The 22,742-nt window shown below is 71.3% G+C and carries 20 protein-coding genes; 10 read left to right on the forward strand and 10 right to left on the reverse strand.

Annotated features, from left to right (window positions below; all coding sequences use genetic code 11):
• Positions 1-83: 83 nt before the first annotated feature.
• From ABZ194_RS12535 to mfd, 8 genes are all read right to left on the reverse strand, one after another.
• Positions 84-1,151: a hypothetical protein gene (locus tag ABZ194_RS12535; protein ID WP_355595347.1), complete on the reverse strand. Its 1,068-nt coding sequence runs from the start codon at positions 1,149-1,151 to the stop codon at positions 84-86.
• Positions 1,152-1,367: 216 nt separating this feature from the next.
• Positions 1,368-2,330, reverse strand: coding sequence for a Ppx/GppA phosphatase family protein (locus ABZ194_RS12540; protein ID WP_355595349.1), 963 nt, complete (start codon positions 2,328-2,330; stop codon positions 1,368-1,370).
• Complete coding sequence (locus ABZ194_RS12545; protein WP_355595351.1) at positions 2,327-2,935, reverse strand: DUF501 domain-containing protein; 609 nt, start codon at positions 2,933-2,935, stop codon at positions 2,327-2,329. The genes ABZ194_RS12540 and ABZ194_RS12545 overlap by 4 nt, the downstream gene beginning before the upstream one ends.
• A 14-nt stretch (positions 2,936-2,949) precedes the next feature.
• A complete protein-coding gene (locus tag ABZ194_RS12550; protein ID WP_355595353.1) occupies positions 2,950-3,357 on the reverse strand; it encodes a septum formation initiator family protein in 408 nt (135 codons plus the stop codon).
• Between the two features lie 202 nt (positions 3,358-3,559).
• Positions 3,560-4,837 carry a phosphopyruvate hydratase gene (gene eno / locus ABZ194_RS12555; protein ID WP_355595355.1) on the reverse strand — a complete coding sequence of 426 codons (1,278 nt, stop codon included), beginning with the start codon at positions 4,835-4,837 and terminating at the stop codon, positions 3,560-3,562.
• A 48-nt stretch (positions 4,838-4,885) separates the two neighbouring features.
• Positions 4,886-5,887 (reverse strand): MazG family protein, encoded by a 1,002-nt coding sequence (locus tag ABZ194_RS12560; RefSeq protein WP_355595357.1) that lies wholly within the window; start codon positions 5,885-5,887, stop codon positions 4,886-4,888.
• A 9-nt stretch (positions 5,888-5,896) separates the two neighbouring features.
• The gene (locus tag ABZ194_RS12565; RefSeq protein ID WP_355595359.1) at positions 5,897-6,517 is read right to left on the reverse strand and encodes a SurA N-terminal domain-containing protein; all 621 of its coding nucleotides are present in this window, start codon (positions 6,515-6,517) and stop codon (positions 5,897-5,899) included.
• Between the two features lie 27 nt (positions 6,518-6,544).
• A complete protein-coding gene (mfd, locus tag ABZ194_RS12570) occupies positions 6,545-10,078 on the reverse strand; it encodes a transcription-repair coupling factor (protein WP_355595444.1) in 3,534 nt (1,177 codons plus the stop codon).
• Positions 10,079-10,231: 153 nt separating this feature from the next.
• Here mfd and ABZ194_RS12575 point away from each other — a divergent pair, with 153 nt between their 5' ends.
• The 3 genes from ABZ194_RS12575 (at position 10,232) to ABZ194_RS12585 (ending at position 13,337) form a co-directional block, all read left to right on the forward strand.
• The gene (locus ABZ194_RS12575) at positions 10,232-10,960 is read left to right on the forward strand and encodes a methyltransferase domain-containing protein (protein ID WP_355595361.1); all 729 of its coding nucleotides are present in this window, start codon (positions 10,232-10,234) and stop codon (positions 10,958-10,960) included.
• 79 nt (positions 10,961-11,039) lie between these two features.
• Positions 11,040-12,269 carry an adenylyl-sulfate kinase gene (gene cysC, locus ABZ194_RS12580; RefSeq protein WP_355595363.1) on the forward strand — a complete coding sequence of 410 codons (1,230 nt, stop codon included), beginning with the start codon at positions 11,040-11,042 and terminating at the stop codon, positions 12,267-12,269.
• 42 nt (positions 12,270-12,311) lie between these two features.
• The gene (locus ABZ194_RS12585) at positions 12,312-13,337 is read left to right on the forward strand and encodes a sulfite exporter TauE/SafE family protein (protein WP_355595365.1); all 1,026 of its coding nucleotides are present in this window, start codon (positions 12,312-12,314) and stop codon (positions 13,335-13,337) included.
• On the opposite strand, the gene ABZ194_RS12590 is transcribed toward ABZ194_RS12585, so the two are convergent.
• The gene (locus ABZ194_RS12590; RefSeq protein ID WP_355595367.1) at positions 13,221-14,297 is read right to left on the reverse strand and encodes a hypothetical protein; all 1,077 of its coding nucleotides are present in this window, start codon (positions 14,295-14,297) and stop codon (positions 13,221-13,223) included. The two genes, ABZ194_RS12585 and ABZ194_RS12590, sit on opposite strands and share 117 nt — an antisense overlap.
• Before the next feature lie 309 nt (positions 14,298-14,606).
• On the opposite strand from ABZ194_RS12590, the gene ABZ194_RS12595 reads away from it, so the two are divergent.
• The 7 genes from ABZ194_RS12595 to ABZ194_RS12625 all read left to right on the forward strand — a co-directional run bounded on the left by ABZ194_RS12595 (position 14,607) and on the right by ABZ194_RS12625 (position 21,938).
• Positions 14,607-15,719: a Wzz/FepE/Etk N-terminal domain-containing protein gene (locus tag ABZ194_RS12595; protein WP_355595369.1), complete on the forward strand. Its 1,113-nt coding sequence runs from the start codon at positions 14,607-14,609 to the stop codon at positions 15,717-15,719.
• Entirely contained in the window at positions 15,716-17,008 is a 1,293-nt protein-coding gene (locus ABZ194_RS12600) for a hypothetical protein (RefSeq protein ID WP_355595371.1), read from the forward strand. Before ABZ194_RS12595 ends, ABZ194_RS12600 begins: the two co-directional genes overlap by 4 nt.
• The gene (locus ABZ194_RS12605; protein ID WP_355595373.1) at positions 17,005-17,904 is read left to right on the forward strand and encodes a hypothetical protein; all 900 of its coding nucleotides are present in this window, start codon (positions 17,005-17,007) and stop codon (positions 17,902-17,904) included. The genes ABZ194_RS12600 and ABZ194_RS12605 overlap by 4 nt, the downstream gene beginning before the upstream one ends.
• Positions 17,901-18,758 carry a sulfotransferase domain-containing protein gene (locus tag ABZ194_RS12610; RefSeq protein WP_355595375.1) on the forward strand — a complete coding sequence of 286 codons (858 nt, stop codon included), beginning with the start codon at positions 17,901-17,903 and terminating at the stop codon, positions 18,756-18,758. Before ABZ194_RS12605 ends, ABZ194_RS12610 begins: the two co-directional genes overlap by 4 nt.
• On the forward strand, positions 18,746-20,059 hold the full coding sequence (locus ABZ194_RS12615) for a lipopolysaccharide biosynthesis protein (protein ID WP_355595377.1): 1,314 nt from the start codon (positions 18,746-18,748) through the stop codon (positions 20,057-20,059). Before ABZ194_RS12610 ends, ABZ194_RS12615 begins: the two co-directional genes overlap by 13 nt.
• Positions 20,044-20,964: a sulfotransferase gene (locus ABZ194_RS12620; protein ID WP_355595379.1), complete on the forward strand. Its 921-nt coding sequence runs from the start codon at positions 20,044-20,046 to the stop codon at positions 20,962-20,964. The genes ABZ194_RS12615 and ABZ194_RS12620 overlap by 16 nt, the downstream gene beginning before the upstream one ends.
• 191 nt (positions 20,965-21,155) lie before the next feature.
• The gene (locus ABZ194_RS12625; protein WP_355595381.1) at positions 21,156-21,938 is read left to right on the forward strand and encodes a class I SAM-dependent methyltransferase; all 783 of its coding nucleotides are present in this window, start codon (positions 21,156-21,158) and stop codon (positions 21,936-21,938) included.
• Positions 21,939-21,959: 21 nt separating this feature from the next.
• Here the strand turns inward: ABZ194_RS12625 and ABZ194_RS12630 are convergent, their stop codons facing one another.
• A complete protein-coding gene (locus tag ABZ194_RS12630) occupies positions 21,960-22,709 on the reverse strand; it encodes a WecB/TagA/CpsF family glycosyltransferase (protein ID WP_355595383.1) in 750 nt (249 codons plus the stop codon).
• Positions 22,710-22,742: the final 33 nt, after the last annotated feature.

Consider the following 22,742-nt stretch of genomic DNA (forward strand, 5'->3'; position numbering starts at 1 on the left):
GCCCCACGCCGTGGCGCGGAGTGCCTCGCAGCCGATGGACGTCGCCCCGTCGCGGGGCGAGTCCGCCGGCACCTGACGGCGCCCTACGCGGGCGGGGCGCTCGGAGTCGGGGTGCTCGGGGCCGGAACGGTCTTGCAGATCACCTTGCCCTCGACGGTGCCGGTGGTCGAGCCGTTGTAGAGCTCGACGGCCCGCTTGGCGGTCCCGGACTCCGAGGCGGTCCAGGAGTCGGACACACCGCGAGCCTGGTAGCCGCGGCCGTCGAAGGAGACGGTCTCCCAGCCACCGGGGACACCGTTACGGATCCAGCGGTACTTCACGGTGCCACGACCGTGCGAGACGCTGATCGTGCCGGTGAAGGCCCGGATGGTCGGGCAGGTGCCGTCGTAGAGGTCCGGGGCGCTGACGGAGGCCGTGACCTTCGGCGCCTCGTCCTTGCACCAGATCTTGAAGCCGACGCGGTTGGAGGAGTTGCGGACCGGGTCCACGATCTCCAGAGCCGCCCAGCCGCGCAGGTTCTCATGCGGCCTGATCACGTGAACGACCTTGCGGGAACCCTCGACGCGGACGGCGTCGCGGTCGACGACCTCCCCGTTGACGACCCAGCGGTAGTGCACCCAGCTCGGGCTGGAGGCGGTGATGCGACCGATCAGGGCCGCCTCGCAGTTGCCCTCGTCGACCCAGAGCTGGGCGCCGATGCCGGGCTGGATGACGCGCTTGTCGTCACCCCGGTCGTCGCCACCGCAGGAGACCTTGAAGTAGCCCTTGCCCGAGGTGACGGCGCGCGGCGCCAGGACCTGGAGCGCCTGCCAGCCCTTGACGGACCCCTTGAAGGTGGTCCTCTCCTCGACCGTGACGCTCTTGGTGCCCTTCCCCTTCAGGGTGAGGGTCTTGACGTTGCTCTTGGACCCGTCTCCACGCAGCCAGCGGTAGGCGACCGTGGTCCTGCCCGCGACGGCCTTCACCTTGATCTTCGAGGTGAACGTCACCTTGGCCGGGCACCGGCCCGCGGGGTTGGAGACGGACACCTTGGGGGTGCCTGCCGAGGCCGAGGGCCTCGGCGCGGCGACGGCCGAGGCGGCCGTCTGGTTGGATCCACTGGCCGCCGCCGCGGGCGACGCCAGCAGACCCGTCGCCATCGTCGCCAGCATGGCCGCGCCGGCTCCCGTTGCGGCTAGCCTGCGTGCTAGTCCGGACTTCATGAGGGGATGCTCCGTTTCGTTGGGAGGCTAATGCGCTACGGAGACGGTCGCCGCCCCGACACCAGCTGTGCCGGGCCCCACGGCAAAGCCTCGCTAAAGCTTCTTTACCTAACCATGAACGGAACGATCTCTCAATACGCCATCAATAAGCCGGTTGTCTAGACGCTAGAAGGGTTTGGCCACCGACCACGCGATCCCGTCGAGGATGTCGCGCTCGCTGACGACCACTTCGGCGAAGCCGTACCGCCGCAGGATTCGGTCCAGAATGAGGGCTCCGGCCCCGATCACGTCGACCCGGCCGGGGTGCATCACAGCAATCGCGGCCCGCTCGTCGTGGGTCATCTCCAATAGGCGGTGGGAGATGTCATGGACGCGATCCGCCGGAATTCGCGAATGGTGAATTTTATGCGGGTCATATCCAGGCAGGTCAAGCGCCATTCCCGCGACGGTGGTGACGGAGCCCGCGAGGCCGACCAGGGTCAGCGCCCGTTCCACCGGGACCTTCTCGGCGACCCGGTCGAGCGCGTCGTCGATGTCGGCGGTCATCGCCTCGACCACTCCGGGCGGCGGTGGGGTGACAGCGCCCCGCAGGTGCCGCTCGGTCAGCCGGACGCAGCCGATGTCCACCGAGAGCGCGGCCTCCACATGCGTCGAGCCGATCACGAACTCGGTGGAGCCACCGCCGATGTCGAACACGAGATAGGGCGGCCGGGTGCCCTCCGGGGTGGGCAGGCCGGTCTCCGGCGAGAGCCGTACCAGGTCGTGGGTGGCCCCGGTGAAGGAGAGCTCGGCCTCCTCGGCCCCCGTGATCACCTCGGGCTCCACCCCGAAGATCTCGCGCACCCCGGCCGCGAAGTCCTCCCGGTTGGCGGCGTCCCTGGTGGCGCTGGTGGCCACCACGCGGACGGCCCGGACACCGTGCCGCTCGATGAGCTCGGCGTAGCCGCGCATCGCGGTGAAGGTGCGCTCCAGAGCCTCCGGGGCCAGCCGGCCGGTGCGATCCACCCCCTGCCCCAGCCGGACGATCTCCATCCGCCGCTCGACGTCGGTCAGGGTGTCGGCCCAGATGTCCGCGATGAGCAGGCGGACGGAGTTGGTGCCACAGTCGATCGCGGCGACACGGGTCACGTGCTCTCCTCGTGGGTGTTCGTGGTCGGTTTCACTCCGGGCCCCGGGTGGCTCCGGGGCTCGTCCCGCTCGCCGCGCGGCTCGGCCGGACAGCACGGTCCGCCGGCCCACCACTCGCCGAGCGCGTCGAGGGCCTCGCGGCCGAACGGGTTGGTTCCGGGAGCCGCGAGCTCGTGCCCGGCCAGGGCGTGCAGGCACTTGACCCGGGAGGGCATCCCCCCCGTGCTCTGCATGTCCCTGGGCAGCGGCTCCAGGCCGTCCTCGGCGGCGGCCTCGTCACGGCGCGCGACGTAGTCGTCGTGGGCGGCCCGGTAGGCCCCGGCCAGATCGGGATCCTCGGCGAGCCTGGCCTGCATGACCCGCATCATCCCCGAGGTCTCCAGCCTGCCGATGGCCGAGGCGGCCCTCGGGCAGGTGAGGTAGAACAGCGTCGGGAACGGCGACCCGTCGGGCAGCCGGGGCGCGGTCTCCACCACGTCGGGCAGCCCGCACGGGCAGCGGTGCGCCACCGCCCGCAGGCCGCGCGGCGCCCGGCCGAGCTGCCGCTCCACCGCCGCCACATCGCGGTCGTCCACCATCCGTGACACCCCCCTGAAAGACGACATCCAGGTTATCGGGGTCATCCGCCGGCCTCGGCCGCCTTCTTGCCGTTACCGGTGTCGGCGGCCTCGACCGACTCCCAGAGCGTCTGGTACCAGGGCGGCCTGGCGATCTTCTTGGCCGCGGTCGCGCCCTTGCCCTGGGCGGGCCGTTCGTTCATGACGACGTAGCACTTCTTGCCGGGATCGCAGTAGAAGAGCCGCTCCCTGGCCAGCCGCCTGGTGTAGCCGGGGTCCATGAGCCGCCTGCTGCGATCCTCCTGCTCCTTGATCGCGGCGAGCTCCCTGGCCTGCTGCTGTTCGAGCTGGGCGATGTCGCGGCGCTGCGCGACGTACTCCCTGACCGGGTAGGCGAGGCTCATCGCGATCGCGCACACCACGACCGCGAGCACCGCGGCCCGTCCCGTCAGCTGCGGCCGTCTCGCCACACGCCCCTCCCCCTCCGTGCTCTGCCCGGTTGCCCGGCGGGCCGGCCCGCGAGGGCTCCGGGCGCCCCGACGGCGTCCCGGTCACGTCCGGCAAATCCGGCCATATCCGGCCATACCCTGCGACATCCTCTGGAATCGGATGGCCCGCCTCGCGGCACGACTCGCGCCCGATCAAATCGGGCGCAAGCCGTACAGTGCGAAACTACCGCTGGAAGCGCGGGAAAGCCGTGCGACCCGCGTAGCGGGCGGCGTCGTCGAGCAGCTCCTCGATGCGGAGCAGCTGGTTGTACTTGGCCACGCGGTCGGAACGGGCCGGGGCACCGGTCTTGATCTGGCCGCAGTTGGTGGCCACGGCGAGATCGGCGATCGTGGTGTCCTCGGTCTCGCCCGAGCGGTGGCTCATCATGCAGCGATAACCACTGCGGTGGGCCAGGTCCACCGCGTCGAGGGTCTCGGTCAGCGTGCCGATCTGGTTGACCTTGACCAGCAGCGCGTTGGCGGTGCCCTCGGCGATGCCCCGGGCCAGGCGCTCGGGGTTGGTCACGAACAGGTCGTCGCCGACGAGCTGCACCTTGTCACCCAGGGCACCGGTGATGGCGTTCCAGCCCTCCCAGTCGTCCTCGTCCAGCGGGTCCTCGATGGAGACCAGCGGGTAGTTCGCGACCAGGTCCTCGTAGAAGGCGATCAGCTCGGCGGACGACAGCCCCTTGCCGTCGATGGTGTAGACGCCGCCGGAGTGGAACTCCGAGGCCGCCACGTCCAGGGCCAGCGCGACGTCCTGACCGGGCAGGTATCCGGCCTTCTCGATGGCGACCAGGATCAGGTCGAGCGCGTCGCGGTTGGACGGCAGGCTCGGCGCGAAGCCGCCCTCGTCGCCCAGGCCGGTGCCGTAGCCCTTCTCCCTCAGCACGGCCTTGAGCGCGTGGTAGACCTCGGTGCCCATGCGCACGGCCTCGCGGAACGTCTCGGCGCCCACGGGTGCGATCATGAACTCCTGGATGTCCACGTTGCTGTCGGCGTGCGCGCCCCCGTTGAGGATGTTCATCATCGGGACGGGCAGCACGTGCGCGTTCGGCCCGCCGAGATAGCGGAAGAGCGGCAGCTCGGCGCTCTCGGCGGCGGCCTTGGCCACGGCCAGGGAGACGCCCAGAATGGCGTTGGCGCCCAGCCTGGCCTTGTTCGGCGTGCCGTCAAGGTCGATCATCACCTGGTCGACGCTGCGCTGCTCGGCGGCGTCGAATCCAAGAATCTCGTCGGCGATCTCGTCGGTCACCCCGAGCACGGCCTTCTCGACGCCCTTGCCGCCGTAACGCCGGCCACCGTCACGCAGCTCCACGGCCTCGAACTGACCGGTGGACGCGCCGCTCGGAACCGCCGCACGCCCCTCACTGCCGTCGTCCAGCAGGATGTCGACCTCAACCGTCGGGTTGCCCCTGGAGTCAAGGATCTCTCGGGCGGTGACACCCTCGATGGAAGCCACGAAGCGCTCCTAAAGTCGCAGGACAGTTTGCCCTGGCAGCCTATCGAGCTAGCCGCCGGTACGGCGGTGCGGCCGCCCCGTCTCCGACTCCCAGGCACGGACCCGGTCGCGGTAGAGGCGGGCCACGGCGCGCAACTCGGTCTCCGGGTCGAGGCCGGCCGCGTGCGCCTGCCGTACCAGCTCAAGCAGCCGCTCTCCCAGGTCGTCGGCCGTGGCCGGCCCGGCGGCCCGGGCGGGGGAGGCGGGCAGAAGCTCGGCGGGGGCGCCGGCGCGCTCGGCGCGCCTGATCAGCTGGGCCGCCAGGGAGAGCGCGGGCTGGCCCATCGGCACACCGTCCAGCACCGAACCGGAGTCGCCGCCGTTCTTGGCCGCGCGCTCGGCCGCCTTGATGGTCTCCCAGTTCTCGCCGACCTCCTGGGCGCCCTCCACCCTGGTGCCGGCGAACACGTGCGGGTGACGGCGGACGAGCTTGGCGACGATCCCGTCGGCCACGTCGTCGACGTCGAACCCGCCGGAGCGCTCGCGGGCGACCCGGGCGTGGAAGACCACCTGGAGGAGCAGGTCGCCGAGCTCCTCGCGCAGCGCGGCGTGGTCACCCGCCTCGATGGTCTCCAGCACCTCGTACGCCTCTTCGAGGAGGTAGGGCACCAGCGACTCGTGGGTCTGCCGGGCGTCCCAGGGGCAGTCGGCCCGGAGGCGGTCCATCACCGCGACCAGGTCGAGCAGCCGCGCCCCCGGCAGGTCGTACGAACCCGGCACGACCTCGATCGTCGGCGGGTCGTCGAGCGCGACCGCGGCGTAGCCGATGGCGCGCATCAGCGCCTCGTCGGCCTCCAGCCACACGACGGTCTCGTCGCGGGCCTGGCGGACCAGCGCCGCCGGGTCCGGCACGACCACCTCGACGGCGACCCCGGCCTCGGCGAGATAGGGCAGGTGCGGATGGTCCGCCGACCCGGTGCGCACCGGGCCATCCGCCAGAACCTGCCACGCGCGACGGCTGAGCAGCCCCGGAGCGACCCGGGGCGAGGTGGTGACGACGATCAGGGGCATGCCCAGAGGTTACCGGCCCTGCTTGACCGCGGGGATCGCGCCGAAGCGGCCCGCGTCGACGAAGAGCAGCGGCTGCGCCTGGCTCCGCTGCTCGTTGATGCGGCCGTAGCGCGGGTTCCAGGTGATCGGCATGGCCTGGAGGTCCTTGACCACCCGATCCTGGCCCCGCTTCATGGCGGCCTCGTCGGTGCCGCCGCCGTACTTGGCCACCAGCTTGGTGAGCAGCAGGGTCGCCCTGGTGTGGTCGCGCACCCGCGAGGGCGCCACGGCCTGCTGGAGCATCTGCTGCTCGTACTCGACCTCGCCGCCGGCGGCGGTGATCGCCTGGTCGATCTCGGTGTCGGTGACCTTGACGCCCTTGCTCTCGGCCAGCTTGGTGTACTGCTTGGCGGTGGCGAGCTGGAAGAGCACGACCTGCGGGACGCTGCCGGGGAACTCCAGCTGCGACGCGGAGACGTTGGCCTTGGCCAGCGCGCCCTCGTACTCACGCACGGTGCCGTCCAGCTCGCCGGAGCTGATCCGGTCGCCGCCCACGATGGCCGCGGCGCCGGCCTGGGCCGGTGAGCAGGCGGTCAGCGCGACTCCCGCGGCGGCGACCGCCAGGATGACGCGCACTTGAGTCGACTTCACATGCGATCCCTTCATGACAAACGCCGTTTACTTTACCGGCATGTTTTCGAGGAACATGGCCTCGACCAGGTCGCCGCACCACCTGAGCAGGTCCAGGTCGCGCAGCGGCTGGCCGCCGAGCGGCCTGGTCTTCGGCACGGGCACCAGCAACGTACCGGCCGCCTGCTTCAGCAACGCCTTCGGGTACAGCCTCTGGAGCCTGACCTGCTGGGAGTCCTTGAGCGTCACCGGGGCGAACCTGATGTTCTGGCCCTGCAGGGTGACGTCGGTCAGCCCGGCCGTACGGGCGCGGATCCGGAAGCGGGCGACCTGAAGGAGGTTCTCCACCGGCTGGGGCGGCCTGCCGTACCGGTCGACGAGCTCGTCGCGCACCGCGGCGACCTGGACGTCGGAGTCGACGGCGGCGATCCTCTTGTACGCCTCCAGGCGCAGCCGCTCGGAGGTCACGTAGTCGTGCGGGATGTGCGCGTTGATCGGCAGCTCGACCTTGACGTCCGGCCGCCCCTCCGGCACGGAGGCGCCCGACAGCTTGGCCTTCTGCTCCTGTACGGCCTCGGCCATCATCCGCACGTAGAGGTCGAAGCCGACGCCCGCGATGAAGCCCGACTGCTCGGCGCCCAGGATGTTTCCGGCGCCGCGGATCTCCAGGTCCTTCATGGCCACGTACATGCCCGCGCCCATCTCGGTGTGCTGGGAGATGGTGGCCAGGCGCTCGTGGGCGGTCTCGGTGAGCGGTTTCTCCGGGGGGTACAGGAAGTAGGCGTAACCGCGCTCGCGCCCCCGGCCGACCCGGCCCCGCAGCTGGTGGAGCTGGGACAGGCCGTAGTTGTCGGCCCGGTCCACGATCAGCGTGTTGGCGTTGGGCACGTCGAGACCGGACTCCACGATCGTGGTGCAGACCAGCACGTCGAAGTCGCGCTCCCAGAAGCCCACCATGATCCGCTCAAGCTGGTGCTCCTGCATCTGGCCGTGCGCGACGGCGATCCTGGCCTCGGGCACCAGCTCGTGGAGCATGGCCGCCACCCTGTTGATGCTCGCGACGCGGTTGTGGACGAAGAAGATCTGGCCGTCGCGCATCAGCTCGCGCCGGACGGCCGCGGCGATCTGCTTGTCGTCGTAGGGGCCGACGAAGGTGAGGATCGGGTGGCGCTCCTCGGGCGGGGTGAGGATCGTCGACATCTCACGGATGCCGGTCAGTCCCATCTCCAGGGTGCGCGGGATCGGCGTGGCGGACATGGCCAGCACGTCCACCTGCGTGCGCAGGTGCTTCATGGCCTCCTTGTGCTCGACCCCGAAGCGCTGCTCCTCGTCGACGATGATCAGGCCGAGCTCCTTGAACCTGATCTCCGGTGAGAAGAGCCGGTGGGTGCCGATCACCACGTCGACCGACCCCTCCCGCAGACCCTCGATCGTCGCCCTGGCCTCGGCGTCGCTCTGGAAACGCGACAGCGGGCGGACGTTCAGCGGGAACCCGGAGAACCGCTCGGCGAAGGTGGAGAGGTGCTGCTGGACCAGCAGGGTGGTCGGCACCAGCACCGCCACCTGCTTACCGTCCTGCACGGCCTTGAACGCCGCCCGCACCGCGATCTCGGTCTTGCCGTAGCCCACGTCGCCGCAGATCAGCCGGTCCATCGGGACCGCCCGCTCCATGTCGCGCTTGACCTCGTCGATGGCCTCCAGCTGGTCGCCGGTCTCCACATAGGGGAAGGCGTCCTCCATCTCCCGCTGCCACGGCGTGTCGGGGGCGAAGGGATGCCCGGGTGAGGCCATCCGGGCGGAGTAGAGGCGGATCAGCTCCCCGGCGATCTCCTTGACCGCCTTCCTCGCCTTGGTCTTGGCCTTGGCCCAGTCGGCGCCGCCCATCCGGTTGAGCGTGGGCGCCTCGCCGCCGACGTAGCGGGTGACCTCGTCGAGCTGGTCCGTGGGCACGTAGAGCCGGTCGCCCTTGGCGTACTCGATCACGAGGTACTCGCGGGTGGCGCCCTGCACGGTCCGCTGCACCATCTCGACGTAGCGGCCCACGCCGTGCTGCTCGTGCACCACGTGGTCACCGACCTTGAGCTGGAGCGGATCGACCATGTTGCGCCGTTTGGAGGGCAGCCGCCGCATGTCCTTGGTGGACGCCTTCTGCCCCACCAGGTCCAGGTGGGTGAGTACGGCCAGCCCGGGGCTGACGAAACCGTGCTCGACCAGACCCGTGGTGACGTGGACGACCCTGGGCTCCGGCTCGCGGCCGAGCCCTCGCTCCAGCCTCGCGGGCAGGTCCACCCCCTTGAGCAGCTCAACCATCCGCTCGGCCGGGCCGTGCCCCTCGCTGAGCAGCACGACGACCCTGCCGGAGTCCAGCCAGCCCTTGATGTCGCCCAGCGCCCGCTGGGTGTCGCCCCGGTACGCCTCCACCTCGCGCGCCTGGAGGGTCAGCCCGTCACCCAGGTCGTCACCGCCGAACGGCGCGATCGACCACCAGGGCAGGCCGAGCCCGCGCGCGCTGTCGCGGACCTCCTCCAGGGTGCGGAACGCCGCCGCCCCCAGGTCGATCGGCGCCTCTCCGCCCGCCGCCGCGTTGATCCAGGACGCCTCCAGGAACTCCTGGCTGGTGCGCACCAGCTCCTCAGAGCGTCCGCGGATCCGCTCCGGGTCGCACACGAACACCGCCGACCGCGCCGGCAGGTGGTCGATGAGCAGGTCCATCTCCCCGGCGAGCACCGGCGCGAACGCCTCCATGCCCTCCACCGCGACGCCCTCGGCCAGCTGGTCAAGGGTCTCGGCCAGCGCGGGATGCTCCCCGGCGAGACGCCGGGCGTTCTTCCTGACCTCGTCGGTCAGCAGCAGCTCCCGGCAGGGGGCGGCGAAAAGCCCGTCCTCCGCCACCTCAAGCGACCGCTGGTCGGCGACCTTGAACCAGCGGATCTCCTCGACGGTGTCGCCCCAGAACTCCAGCCGCAGCGGGTGCTCCTCGGTCGGCGGGAAGACGTCGAGCAGGCCGCCCCTGACGGCCACCTCGCCACGCTTCTCCACCATGTCGACCCGGCTGTAGCCGTTCTCCACCAGCCGGCGGACGACACCTTCGAGATCGGCGTCGTCACCGGCGCGGAGCCGTACCGGCCAGAGATCTCCCAGGCCGCGCACGATCGGCTGGAGCACCGCCCGGATCGGCGCGACGATCACGTGGAGCGGACCGGCCGCGACGTCGCCCTCGACCGGGTGGGCCAGTCTCCTGAGCACGGCCAGGCGCTGGCCCACCGTGTCGCTCCGCGGTGACAGGCGCTCGTGCGGCAGCGTCTCCCAGGCCGGGAAGACCGCGACGGAGTTGCCGTCCAGGAGACTGGTGAGCGCCGCCGCGAGGTCCTCGGCCTCCCGCCCGGTGGCGGTCACCGCGAGCACGGTTCTGCGCGCGCCGCCCCCGGCTCCGTCTCTGGCCAGCGCGGCCACGGTGAACGGGCGTAGCGCGGGTGGTGCGATCAGCGACACGTCGGAGGGGTCCCCCTCGCGCACGTCCCGCAGCACGGAGGCCAGTTGCGGCTCTCCAACGACAAGGTCAAGTAGTCCGGAAAGGCTCATCAGATATGCCCACAGCCCCACGACGGCAACACGACAGGCCCCCGGCCGCGAGGGCACAGGGGGTACCGTCCAAGGGTACTTCTACCGCGACCGTCACCCGCAGCGAGTAGGAAATGCGCGACGAATCGTGCGGAGTTGACTACTGTCGGTTACATGTCTGAGGCACGGTCGATCGTCACGCGAGACGACATATTCAGCCGGCGGATCCGGGAGCAGTGCGCGGGGCAGCCGGGCAGGCGGCTCGACATCCTGGTGGCCGGCTGCGGGTGGCCGGATCCGCTGGATCTGGAACGGGTGGAGGCGCGGGTCATCGGGATCGACGAGGACCTGCCGGCGCTGCGGGCGAGCACCTCCGCGCGCAAAGACCTCGACTCCTGGGCCCTGGGAGACCTGCGGTCGGTGCCGGTGCCGCCCCGCGCGTTCGACGTCGTGCACGTGCCGTTCCTGCTGGAGCGGATCGAGCATCCCGAGCTGGTGCTCGACCGGCTGCTCACCGGGTTGCGGCCGGGCGGGGTGTTGCTGCTGCGGATGCGCGACCGGTCCTCGGCCTACGGGACCTGCGACCGGCTGCTGCCCTCGGCGCTGCGGCGGCTGCTCTGGCACAGGTTCGCCCCCGACGGCACCGTGGGCCCGCTGCCCCCCTTCTACCGGGAGGTCACCTCACGCGAGGGGATGCACTCGTTCTGCCTGACCCGCGGGCTGATGGTGACCGACGACATGTCCGCGACGAGCGGGCCCGCGCTGAGCGGTCCGCTGGCGAAAGTGGCCCACCTGGCCTGCACGGCGGTGGAGACCGCCTCCCGGGGGCAGCGGCCCGCCTCGCACGACGAGATCATCATGGTGGTGCGCAAACCGCAGAACCATTTCGCCCGGATGCTGTGAGGGCCACACGGTTGGTGTGGGACAACACCAGTGGGTACAGTGGCGAAATCCTACTAAGTCGATCGGGATTGTGAAGCAGATGACGGCGCCCTTCGAGTGGACCCCCGACGCCCGTGAGCTGGCCGACCTGGAGCTGCTGCTCTCCGGCGCCTTCCAGCCGCTGACGGGTTTCCTGAGCTCAGCCGACGTGCACGCGGTGGACGAGCACGGCACCCTGGCGGACGGCACACGCTGGCCCGCGCCCGTCACGTTCACCCTGCCCGACGACCACCCGGCCGTGCCCGGCGACCGGATCACGCTCCGCGACCCCGAGGGCGCCGCGCTGGCCGTGCTCACCGTCACCGGCCGCCAGGACGGCCTCGTCTCCGGCCCCGTGGAGGCGCTGGACGCGCCCGAGCACGGACCGTTCGCCCGGCTCCGCCGTACTCCGGCGGAGGTCCGCAAGGAACTGGCGGGCCGCGAGACGCTGGCGGTCACCATGCGCGGGCCGTTGGACAACGTGGAGGAGGTCTGGGCCATCGCCGAGGAACTGGGCGCGACGATCCTGCTGCTGCCGCTGGCGTTCGGGGAGGAGGGCCCGGCGGTGGTCCGCGCCGCGCTCAGGGCACACGACCGGCTGCCGGAGGACACGCTCGTGGCCGTGGTGCCGCTCGCTCCCAGGCAGGACCCCGGCATCGACCTGGAGCTGCGCGAGCACGTGGCCGACGCCTACGGCGCGACGGAGCACCTGGCCGGGCCGGAGCCCGTGACCCTCCCCGGGCCGCCGCACCGGCGCGGGCTGGTGGTCTTCCTCACCGGGCTGTCGGGCTCGGGCAAGTCCACCGTCGCCCGGGGGCTGCGCGACGCGCTGCTGGAACGCGGGAGCCGTACGGTCACCTACCTCGACGGCGACGTGGTCCGGCGGCTGCTCTCGGCGGGGCTGACCTTCTCCAAGGAGGACCGCGACCTCAACATCCGCCGGATCGGGTTCGTCGCCGCCGAGGCGGCCAGACACGGCGGGCTGGCGATCTGCGCGCCCATCGCCCCCTACGCCGCGACCCGCGAGGAGGTGCGCGCGATGGTCGAGGCGGTCGGCGCCGACTTCCTGCTGGTCCATGTGGCCACCCCCCTGCGGGAGTGCGAGCGCCGCGATCGCAAGGGGCTCTACGCCAAGGCCAGGGCCGGGATCATCCCCGAGTTCACCGGCATCTCCGACCCCTACGAGGAGCCCGACGACGCGGACCTGGTCGTCGACACCACCTCGATCAGCGTGGAGCAGGCGGTGGGGCAGGTGCTGGATCCGCTGATCCGGGGCGGCTGGGTCCGGTGAGAGAGACCGCGGGCACAGTGAGCGGGAAGTGGTGAGCGACGGATGGAGATCGACTTTCCCCTCGCCTTCGGGTCCTTCCTCGTCGCGATCGTCGTCGGGCTGACCGGCATGGGCGGCGGCGCGCTGATGACGCCGATGATGATGCTGTTCTTCAACGTGCCGCCGCTGGCCGCGGTCTCCAGCGACCTGGTCGCCTCGGCCGTCATGAAGCCGGTGGGCGGGGCCGTCCACATGCGCCGCGGCACCGTCAACCTGCGCCTGGTCGGCTGGCTCTGCGTGGGCTCGGTGCCGGCCGCCTTCTGCGGGGTGTTCGCCGCCCGCGCGTTCGGGGACGGCGAGCAGGTGCAGCGGACGGTCAAATACGCCCTGGGCGTCGCACTGCTGCTGGCCGTGGCGGGGCTGGCTGCCAAAGCCTGGATGACCTGGCGCGATGAGCGCGGCGGCCGTGGAGGGAGCGCCCGGCAGGGCGAGCACGGGGACCCCGGGCGGAACGGCGGGCGCGGGGGCGCGGCCTCGGCGGATCTCGGCGGAATCATCGTGCGCCCTATTCCAACCTTACTGGTCGGTATGGTCGGTGGACTGGTGGTCGGCGTCTCGTCGGTGGGCTCCGGGTCCCTGATCATCGTGGCGCTGCTCGCGCTCTACCCGGCGTTGAAGGCCAACCAACTCGTCGGCACCGACCTGGTGCAGGCCGTCCCGCTGGTCGCCTCGGCCGCCCTCGGCCACCTGCTGTTCGGCGACTTCCAATTGGCCGTTACGACCTCGCTGCTGGCCGGCTCGATCCCCGGTGTCTATCTGGGAGCGCGGATCTCGGCCTGGGCGCCCGGTGGGGTCATCCGGGCGCTGCTCGCGGTGGTGCTGCTGGCCTCCGCGCTGAAGCTCCTGGGCGTGGGCAACCCGGCCATGCTCTGGATCCTCGGCGGGGTCGTGGCCGCCGGGGCCGTCACCTCGTCATTTCTCCGGAATCGCGGGGGCTCGCAGATAGGGGTCGCGGGCGAGGTCCCCGAAGGTCTTCAGGCCGCCGGAGGTGGTGTCGAACCGGGTGTCCCCCCGGGGGGCACGCGGTGAGTCGAAGTAGACCAGCGCCTTGATCTGGGGGTAGCGCGGCAGCCGCCGGCGCACGTCGGCGAAGAAGGACTCCTTGAAGCCGGGCCGGTCACGGCGCTCGAACACGCCCCACTCGGCGACCATGAGCGGCTTCTCCGGGAAACGCGCCCGCGCCCAGCGGTAGAACCCCGGCCAGCCGGCGAACTGCGCGCGGGTCTTGTTGACGAGCCCGTCGAAGGTCTGGACCCTGTCGTCGGCGTAAGGGTCCATCGCCACCCAGTCGACCACGTCGTCACCGGGGTAGAGCCTCTCGAACCACGGCTGGGCCGACCAGTTGGGCGCCCCCATGTAGGTCATGACGGTGACCGCGTTGTGCACGCCCCTGCTCCGCAGGCGGAGCACCACGTGCCGGAACATCGCGGCGTAGTCCTCGGCGGTCATGCCCGACCCGGGGCTCTCCCGCACGTCGTTCTCGGGTTCGTGGTGCACGGTCAGGAAGAACCTCTCGGGGAAGCCGCCGAGGATGTGGCCGGCCAGCCGGTCGATCCGCCGATCCAGCGCGCCCCCGGCGATCTGCGCCCAGGTGTGGTCGAAGGACGGCTTCCAGTTGATCAGCAGGAGCCTGCGCCCTCCGGGGGAGCGGGCGATCCCGCGCTCCTCGGCGGTCGGGAAGAGCTCCGGGCCCCGGTGGTAGACGTGCATGATGTCGGCCGGGCGGCCCATGCGCCTCTCGGCCCCCTTGAGCGCCCGCCCCGGCCGCCTGCCGGTGAAGACCTCGGGGGCGACCCCCCACCAGGCCCCGCAGGAGGGGACGAGCTTGGCGCCGACCTCACAGGCGGACGCGGGCCGGTGGACGCCCGGCGAGCCGTCGCCGCGAGCCGTGACGTGCCCGGCGGGGGAGCCGGAGACAACCGGGGCCTGACCGCACGCGTCCAATCCGAGTACGAGGGCGAGACCCGCGCCACCGACTCCTATCTTCACTGAAATTGTCTTTAAATCAGCATTTATCCGACGCATCGATCCCCCACAGCCGCTCCTCACCCTGATTCCCGACCTTTCCCGGGGCACAGCCTCCCACCACCGGGACGTGCCGCGTCACCCGCTCCGCGGACCCGATCGGGAGCCGTCCGGCGGCACGTAGGAGATATCGGATAAACGACAGTTATATCCCCGTGATAACCATGATGGTTTTAATGAAAATCTTGTGTATCGGATCGGGAAAAGCACGGCCCGACCTATAGTTCCTAGGGTTCCCCAGCGCCGACTCCGCCCGAAAGGGAATCGCCACGCATGAGCCCGTCGCCGGACGCCCGCGTCCGCCGCCCCGGCGGAGAGCCGGCGGACTACGCGTCCCTGCTGCGCCGCAGGTGGCCGACCATCCTGACCCTCCTGGTCGCCGGAGTCGGCGGCGGCGCCGCCCTGATCTGGGCCACTCCGGCCGCCTACACCGCCTCCGCCCAGGTGCTGGTGACCCCGACGGGCCTCCAGGAGCAGACCAACCAGGTCACCAACCGGCAGCGCGAGCCGCTCAACCTCGACACCGAGGCCCAGATCGCCCAGTCCGCGGTGGTGGCCAGGAAAGTCCAGGCCGCGCTCAAGAGCCCACCGGGCCCCGTGGAGGTCTCGGTGCCGCCCAACACCTCCGTCCTGGAGATCTCCTACACCGCCGCCGACCCGAACCTCGCGGCGGCCGGGGCCGGCGCCTACGCCCGGGCCTACCTGGCCAACCGCGGCGAAGCCGCCACACACGCGCTGAACCTCCAGCTCAGAGCCCTGCTCACCAAGCTGAGACAGGTCAACGCGAGCCTGACCACCGTGGTGGCCACACTGCCCGGCCTGGCGGCGGGGACGGCGGAGCGGACCATGGCCGTGCAGCGGCAGAGCGTGCTGAGCCGCCAGGCCTACCACCTCACCGTCACATACGACGCGCTCAAGACCATCCCCGTCACCCCCGGTTCGGTGATCAGTGACGCCGTCGCCCCGGACCGGCCCAGCGCCCCCAGCCTCCCCCTCCACCTGGGCAGCGGCCTGATGGCCGGGCTGCTCGCCGGGGTCGGCCTCGCCTCGCTCCGCGACCGTCTCGACGGCGGCCGGCGCGAGGCCCCCGGCGTCAGGCGGATGACCGGTCTCGACGTCCCCGGCACACGGGTACCCGGCCTCGACGTCCCCGGCGCGCGGGAGGCCCGGCGGATGGGCCCAGAAGGCGGGAGAGGCGGGGAGAACCGAGATGGCGAAGCGGGCGGGGAGGGCGCCGTGCTGCTGGTCAGCGTGTCCGAGACGTCCCCGCGCGCCGTGGCGCGGGCCGTACGGAGGCTGAAGCGGCGCGGCATCCCGGTGATCGGAGCGCTCGTCGACCCCCCGGACAGGGCGTCCTCGGCCGATGAGACGGTCTTTCGCCGGTGAGAGGTCTGGACCGCGCGGCGTGGCCGATCGCCGCGCTGCTGGTGGGCTACCCGATCTGGTGGGCGCTGGGCTTCGGCGGGCTGTCGGTGGTCGTGCTGGCCCCGCCGATGGCGCTGGTCCTGTGGCGACGCCGGCCGATCAGGGTGCCCCGGGGGTTCGGACCCTGGCTGCTGCTGCTCGCGGGCTACCTGGTCAGCGCGGTCATGCTCGGCGAGATGCCGCCGGACACCTACGGCGAGTTCGGCGCGGGACGGGTGATCGGCTATCTGATGCGCCTGTCCCTCTACCTCTCCCTGACGATCATGGTGCTCTACCTGGGCAACCTCACCGAACGGGAGCTGCCCCAGCTCACGCTGGTGCGCATGCTCGGCGCGCTGTTCGTCACGACCGTCGCGGGCGGCCTGCTGGGGGTGCTCGCCCCGCACGCCGGCTTCACCTCTCCGGTCGAGCGTCTGCTGCCCGGCTGGATCAGCGGCAACCCCTTCGTCCACAACCTGATCCATCCCACCTCGGCACAGATACAGAAGGTCCTCGGTCACGCCTCACCACGCCCCGAGGCCCCCTTCGAGTGGGCCAACGCCTGGGGCAGCAACGTCTCGGTGCTGCTCATCTGGTTCGTGGTCGGCTGGTGGGTTCACGGCGGACCCCGCAGGCGGTCGGTCGCGGTTCCGCTGGTCGCGCTCTGCGCCGTCCCGATCGTCTACTCCCTCAACCGGGGCCTGTGGATCGGCCTGGCGGTCGCCGCCGGCTACCTGCTGCTCCGGCTCGGCGGACGGGCCCGGGTCGCGGTCTGCTCGGCCGTCGCCGCCGGAGCTCTGCTGTTCCTGCTCAGCCCGCTACCGGCGATGGTGGCCCAGCGGCTGGACAGGCCGCACAGCAACGACATCCGTGCCTTCACCGTGTCGGCGACCATCGCCGCGGCACGCACCTCGCCGATCATCGGCTACGGCAACACGCGCAACGCGACGGGCAACCACCGCACGATCACCACCGGCAGGACCGACTGGTGCGACACCTGCGGCCACCCGCCACTGGGCAGTGACGGCCAGCTCTGGCACCTGATGATCACGCAGGGGTTCGTCGGAGCCGGGCTCTACGTGGCGTTCTTCGCCGGGGCCGTCCGCCGTCACTGGAGCGACCGCAGCCCGATCGGCCTGGCCGGGGTCCTGGTGATGATCCTGACCCTGCTCTACATGTTCGTCTACGACGGGCTGATCACACCGCTCAGCCTGTATCTGATCTCTTTCGCGCTGCTCTGGAGGAACTCGATGGCGAGCGGGGCCGCATGAACGACGCCCGTGTCCGGCTGCGCTACCTCGGTCAGACGATCGGACTGCTGTTCCCCGAGTGCGGTCCGGGCCGGCCGTACAGCCTGCTCCCCCACCCCCTGCTCCCCCGCAGGCTGGTCCCCCGCGCCTGGTGGCATCCCGGCCGGAAGGTCATGGTGCCCTCCGGCGAGGACACCATCGAGACCCACCTCGGCGAGGTGCTGGGCACCCCGATCCGGGTCGTGCTGCACGTCCGCCCGGCCGGGCGGGCCAACCGCAAGCCGATCCTGGAGGCCCACGCCCCGGACGGACCGGTCGCCTTCGTGAAGATCGGCGACACCGACCGGGCCCGCGAGCTCATCGGGCACGAGGCGCGCACACTGGACCTGCTCGCCGTCACCCCGCTGAAGACCGTCGTCCCGCCGGCCGTGCTCCACCACGGGTCCTGGCGCGGTCTGTCCGTGCTGGCGCTGACCCCGCTCCCGGTACGGCGGGCCCCGGTCCCCCACGACCTCCTCGCCGACGCGATCGGCGAGATCAGCCGGATCCCCGACCGGGGGTTCGCCTGGCACGGGGACTTCTCCCCGTGGAACATCTCCCACGCGGCGGACGGGCGGCTGCTCGTGTGGGACTGGGAGCGATTCGCCACCGGGGTGCCTCTCGGCTTCGACGCCGTCCACCACTTCTTCCAGCGCGCCCTGCGCCGCGCCACGCCCGCCGTGGCGGCTCGGGCCTGCCTGGCGCAGGCTCTGCCGACTCTGGCGCCGTTCGGGCTCTCGGCCGCCGAGGCCAGGCTGACCGCGATCCGCTATCTGATCGCGCTGGCGGACCGGCACGCGGCGGACGGCCACAGCCCCCTCGGCCCGCCCGAGCGCTGGCTCAGCCCCGTCGTCGACCTCCAGGAGCTCCTGCTATGAAGCCCACGCTGAAGCGGTCCGTCCACATCGTGTCTCAGACCGCCGGACGCCTCACCGCCGGGAGACGGGTGCTGCCCTCCTTCCTGATCGCCGGGGCGCAGCGTGCGGGGACCACCTCGCTCTACCGGGCGCTGTCGCAGCACCCGCTGATCCTCAAGCCGGTGCTGCACAAGGGCGTGCACTACTTCGACGTGGCCTACGACCGGGGGCTGTCCTGGTATCGGGCGCACTTCCCGATGCGGGCCAGGCACACCAGGCTGTCACGCCGGTACGGCTGCCGCCCCCAGGCGTTCGAGTCCTCGCCCTACTACCTGTTCCATCCGCTGGCCGGTCCCCGCATCGCCTGGGACCTGCCGGGCGTGAAGCTGATCGTGCTGGTCAGGGACCCGGTGGAACGTGCCTTCTCCGCCCACGCCCACGAACTGGCCAGGGGGTTCGAGACCGAGACCTCCTTCGCCAGGGCGGTGGAGTTGGAGGAGGAGCGGCTGGCCGGGGCTGTGGACGGCCTGCTCACCGCACCGCACTCGATGAGCCACGCCCACCGTCACCACGCCTACCTGGCCAGGGGACGCTACGCCGAACAGCTCGCCCGGCTGGAGCCGCTGGTCGGCGGGGACCGGATCCTCGTGGTGGACAGCGGGCGGTTCTTCACCGAGCCGGAGGTCGTCTACGACCGGGTGCTGGAGTTCCTCGGTCTGCCGCACATCGGCGACCCGGTGTTCGAGCGGCACAACGCACGGCCCCGGCCCACCCCGATGCCCGAGTCGCTCCGCCGTGAGCTGGCCGCCCACTTCACCGGGTCCGACGCCCTGCTGGTCCCGTGGCTCGGCGCGGAGCCGTCATGGAGGCGCTGATCCCCACCGGCCCGTTCCGCCCGCCGCGCCTTCCCCGCCTGAACGGGGTGGCCAGGAGCGGGCTGGCGGGGTTGGCGGGGGCCGGGGCCGGGGCCGGGGCGCAGTTCCTGGTGGTCGTGCTGGTCACCCGGGGCACCGGCCGCGAGGCCGCGGGCACCTTCTTCACGGCGACCGCGTCCTGCCTGATGGCCGCCGGAATCCTGCGGCTGGACGCCGGCAACGGGCTGATCTACTTCATCGCCGGGTCCCGGCCGTCCGGCTACCGCCGCGCCCGGTGCTACGTTCGCGCGGCGCTCGTGCCGGTCGTCACGCTCTCACTGGCCGTCTCGACGGCCGCCCTCGCCTGCCTCTCCGACCCCACGCTCCGGGTGCTGGCGGTGGCGCTGCCGGCGGTGGTGTGCGCGGACGTCGTGGTGGCCGCGACGCGCGGGTTCGGCGCGATGCGGCCGACCCTGCTGCTGGACGGCGTGCTCCAGCCCGCGGTCCAGCTCTCCCTGATCGCGGCCGCGGTGCTGGCGGACGTGGAGTCGGCGCCCCTGCTCGCCGCGGCCTGGGCGCTGCCCCACCTGCCGATCCTGCTGCTGGCCGCGCTCTGGCTACGGCGGCGGCTGCCCCGCACGCCGTACCCTCCCGGCACCGCCCACGACCTGTGGCGCCACAACTGGCCCCGGTCGGCCGCCGCCGCGATCCAGGCGGTGTTCCAGCGGCTGGACATCGTGGTCGTGGCGATGCTCGCCGGGCCCGCCGAGGCCGCGGTCTACACCGCCGCGACCCGGTTCAAGGTCGTCGGACAGCTCGCCAACCAGGGCCTGACCCGGGCGGTACAGCCGAGGCTGGTCCAGGCCCTGACCGCCGGTGACCTGCCGCGCGCCCGCGAGCTGTACCAGTCGGCCACCATGTGGCTGGTCCTGCTGACCTGGCCGGTCTGGCTGGGATACGCCGCGCTCGCGCCGTGGCTGCTCGGCCTCCTCGGCGACGGCTACGCCTCCGGCGTCCCGGTGACGTTCGTGCTCGCCGCGACGATGATGCTCGCCACCGCCTGCGGCATGGCCGACGTGGTGCTGACCTCGGCCGGGCACACCGGCGCCAGCCTCGCCGGTCTGGTCGCCGCCGTCGCGGTGACGGTCGCGCTGGACGCACTGCTGATCCCCTCCTGCGGCGCGCTCGGTGCCGCCTTCGGCTGGGCGGCGGGAACGGCGGTCAAAAACCTGGTCCCGCTCTGGCGGATCCACCACCGGTACGGCCTGCGCCCCTTCGGCGCGCACAGTCTGGCCGCCCTGACCTCGTGGCGGATCCCTTGACGCCCGTGCTGGTGACCGGGCTGCCCCGGAGCGGGACGAGCTGGACGGGCAGAATGCTCGCGGCGGGCGGCGAACTGGTCTACGTCAACGAGCCGCTCAACCCCCAGCACCCGCCGGGACGGTGCCCCGGCGTGCTCAACGCCCAGGTCACCCACCGCTTCCAGTACATCTGCCCGGACAACGACGAGGTCTGGCTGCCCGCCTTCACCGACACCGTCGCACTGCGCTACCGGTTCCCGGCCGAGCTGCGGCGCAACCGCTCGCCATACGACCTGGCGAGGATGGTCAGGTACGGCACGGCGTTCGCACTCGGGCGGCTGACCGGCCGCCGGGCGCTGCTGGACGACCCGTTCGCGCTGTTCTCGGCCGGCTGGTTCGCCGAACGGCTGGGCTGCCGGGTGGTGGTCCTGCTGCGTGACCCGGTGTCGTTCGTCGGGAGCTGGCAGCGGCTGGGCTGGACGGTCTACTTCCACGAACTGCTCGAACAGCCGTTACTGGTCCGGGACCACCCGCATCTGGAGTCGCTGCGCCCTCTCGTGGGCTGCCAGGACCGCATCGCCAAGGCCGTGGCCCTGTGGCGGGCGGCCAGGACCGTCGCCGTCGATCTGGCGGCCCGGCATCCGGGGATCCGGCTGGTCCGCTATGAGGAACTGGCCGCCGACCCGCTGGAGGGTTTCCGCCGCCTGTACGGCCGGCTGGGCCTGACCTGGTCGGCCCGCGCCGAGAAGCGCGTGTCCCGCGCCTGCGCAGCCCCCGTCCACACCGATGGTGGCGGCGGTTTTTCCTGGAACGGTCTGTCCCGCACGGCCTACCGGCCGATGGACTCCCGCCGTGCCCTCGCCACGGCGGCCAACCGGCTGAGTCCGGAGGAGATCCGGCGAGTCAGGGAGCTGGCCTCCTGTTAAGGCGCGTCCCGTGGGTGTCCGCCAGGGCGTGTCCCGGGGGTCTTCGCTCGATTCGAGGCTTTCCACCTGCGGGGAAACCCGCCGGGGAAGACGGCTCACCGAGGTCAACCTTTACCGATCGAACCGTTGTGTTTCCCCGATCGTTCTCGGATGTCAGAGTGGCGACGAGCCCGCGATTCTAACGTGGAGTGATGACAAAGCGCCCTTACGTAGCACGCCGGCGATCAAGCCGCATCTATCAACTGGCCTACGCACTGCGCCATCCTGACAAGGTCTGGCCTCACCTGAGGCGACTGCTGCGCGATGCGAAGCTCCGGGCGACGACCGCGGATCATGTCTCCTACTATCGCGAGGTCATGCGCTCCGACATAGCCGAGATGAGCGCGGACGCCGCGATCGGCAGTCACCGCCGGAAGAGCTGGCTCCGGATCGGCAGGATGCAGTTCGACTATCTGCTCGATCACGGGGTCACACCGCGGGACCGGGTCCTGGACATCGGCTGCGGAAACCTGCGACTCGGCTGGCGGCTCATCGACTACCTTGAGCCCGGCCACTACCACGGCATCGACATCTCACCGGAGATCCTGCTGGCGGCGGCGCACACTCTCACCCAGCATGGACTGCAGTCCAAGGTGCCACACCTGAGCCTGGTGAAGGACCTCACCTTCGCCACACTCCCCGACGCCCATTTCACGGTCGTCCACGCCCACAGCGTCTTCTCGCACAGTCCCTTGGAGGTCGTCGACGAGTGCCTGCGTCACGTCGGCCGGATCCTGCACCCGGACGGCTTCTTCGACTTCACCTTCGACCGCACCGAGAAGGCCGAACACCACGTACTGCGTGAGGATTTCTACTACCGGACCGAAACCCTCACGGATCTCGCGAGCCGGTACGGCCTGAAAGCCCGGTTCATGGACGACTGGGAGCAGTCAACGCACAAGCAGTCCAAGCTTCGCGTCACCCACGGCCGATGACCGCGAAAGAGCGGGTACGGGTTAGGAGAACAGGCGGCGGAACAGGCAGGCGGTGAGTAGCCACAGTGCGAAGGGCAGGTCGTGCAGCAGGTAGCGGCGGGCCAGACGGCCCGGCTCGTTGAGCAGCCGGAAGAGCCATTCCAGCCCGGTCCGCTGCATCCACAGGGGCGCCCGGGGCACCGCGCCCGCCGCGAACGCGATCGCCGCGCCGCAGCCGACGAACCAGGTGGCCGGCAGATCCTTGCGGAGCTGCGCGATGAGCCGATCCTGTTTGGGGAACCCGAGTCCGACGAAGACCAGCCGGGGCGCGGCGGCCACCACGGCGTCCCGCACCCTGGCGCAGCTCTCCTGGGTGGTCTCGAACCCGTACGGCGGGGCGTCCACCCCGGCGACGACCAGCCCGGGATGCCGGTCGGTCAGCCGGCCTGCCGCCTGCCTGGCCACCCCCGGTGGACCGCCCAGCAGATAGATCGGGTAGCGGTAGAAGGTGGCGGCCTCCGACAGGGACCAGATCAGGTCCGAGCCGGCGACCCTGCCGGGGACGGGCGTGCCGAGCAGTCTCGCCGCCCAGACCAGCGGCATGCCGTCGGCCACCACGAGGTCGGCACCCTCGATGATCTGCCGCGCCTCGGGGTCGTGGGCCGCGGCCCAGCCGATGTCCACGTTCGGAGTGACCAGGTGGCCGCCCTCGCCGCGTTTCAACGCGGCGACCACGTGCTCGACCACCTCGCCCTCGGTCATCGGGTCGATCGCGAGACCGGCCACGTGCACCCTGCGGCGCAGTCTCCTGCGGGTCGCCCGGTC

Origin of the sequence: Streptosporangium sp. NPDC006007 (genome assembly GCF_040614315.1) — a bacterium.
Classification (GTDB): domain Bacteria; phylum Actinomycetota; class Actinomycetes; order Streptosporangiales; family Streptosporangiaceae; genus Streptosporangium.

Excerpts from the sequence above, each read along its gene's own strand:
- ABZ194_RS12585 (WP_355595365.1), top strand. The coding sequence starts at position 12,312 with ATGGAGATCGACTTTCCCCTCGCCTTCGGGTCCTTCCTCGTCGCGATC.
- ABZ194_RS12605 (WP_355595373.1), top strand. The coding sequence starts at position 17,005 with ATGAACGACGCCCGTGTCCGGCTGCGCTACCTCGGTCAGACGATCGGA.
- ABZ194_RS12535 (WP_355595347.1), bottom strand. The coding sequence starts at position 1,151 with ATGCTGGCGACGATGGCGACGGGTCTGCTGGCGTCGCCCGCGGCGGCG.
- ABZ194_RS12545 (WP_355595351.1), bottom strand. The coding sequence starts at position 2,935 with ATGTCGTCTTTCAGGGGGGTGTCACGGATGGTGGACGACCGCGATGTG.
- ABZ194_RS12575 (WP_355595361.1), top strand. The coding sequence starts at position 10,232 with ATGTCTGAGGCACGGTCGATCGTCACGCGAGACGACATATTCAGCCGG.
- mfd (WP_355595444.1), bottom strand. The coding sequence starts at position 10,078 with ATGAGCCTTTCCGGACTACTTGACCTTGTCGTTGGAGAGCCGCAACTG.
- ABZ194_RS12595 (WP_355595369.1), top strand. The coding sequence starts at position 14,607 with ATGAGCCCGTCGCCGGACGCCCGCGTCCGCCGCCCCGGCGGAGAGCCG.
- ABZ194_RS12615 (WP_355595377.1), top strand. The coding sequence starts at position 18,746 with ATGGAGGCGCTGATCCCCACCGGCCCGTTCCGCCCGCCGCGCCTTCCC.
- ABZ194_RS12610 (WP_355595375.1), top strand. The coding sequence starts at position 17,901 with ATGAAGCCCACGCTGAAGCGGTCCGTCCACATCGTGTCTCAGACCGCC.
- cysC (WP_355595363.1), top strand. The coding sequence starts at position 11,040 with ATGACGGCGCCCTTCGAGTGGACCCCCGACGCCCGTGAGCTGGCCGAC.
- ABZ194_RS12625 (WP_355595381.1), top strand. The coding sequence starts at position 21,156 with ATGACAAAGCGCCCTTACGTAGCACGCCGGCGATCAAGCCGCATCTAT.
- ABZ194_RS12560 (WP_355595357.1), bottom strand. The coding sequence starts at position 5,887 with ATGCCCCTGATCGTCGTCACCACCTCGCCCCGGGTCGCTCCGGGGCTG.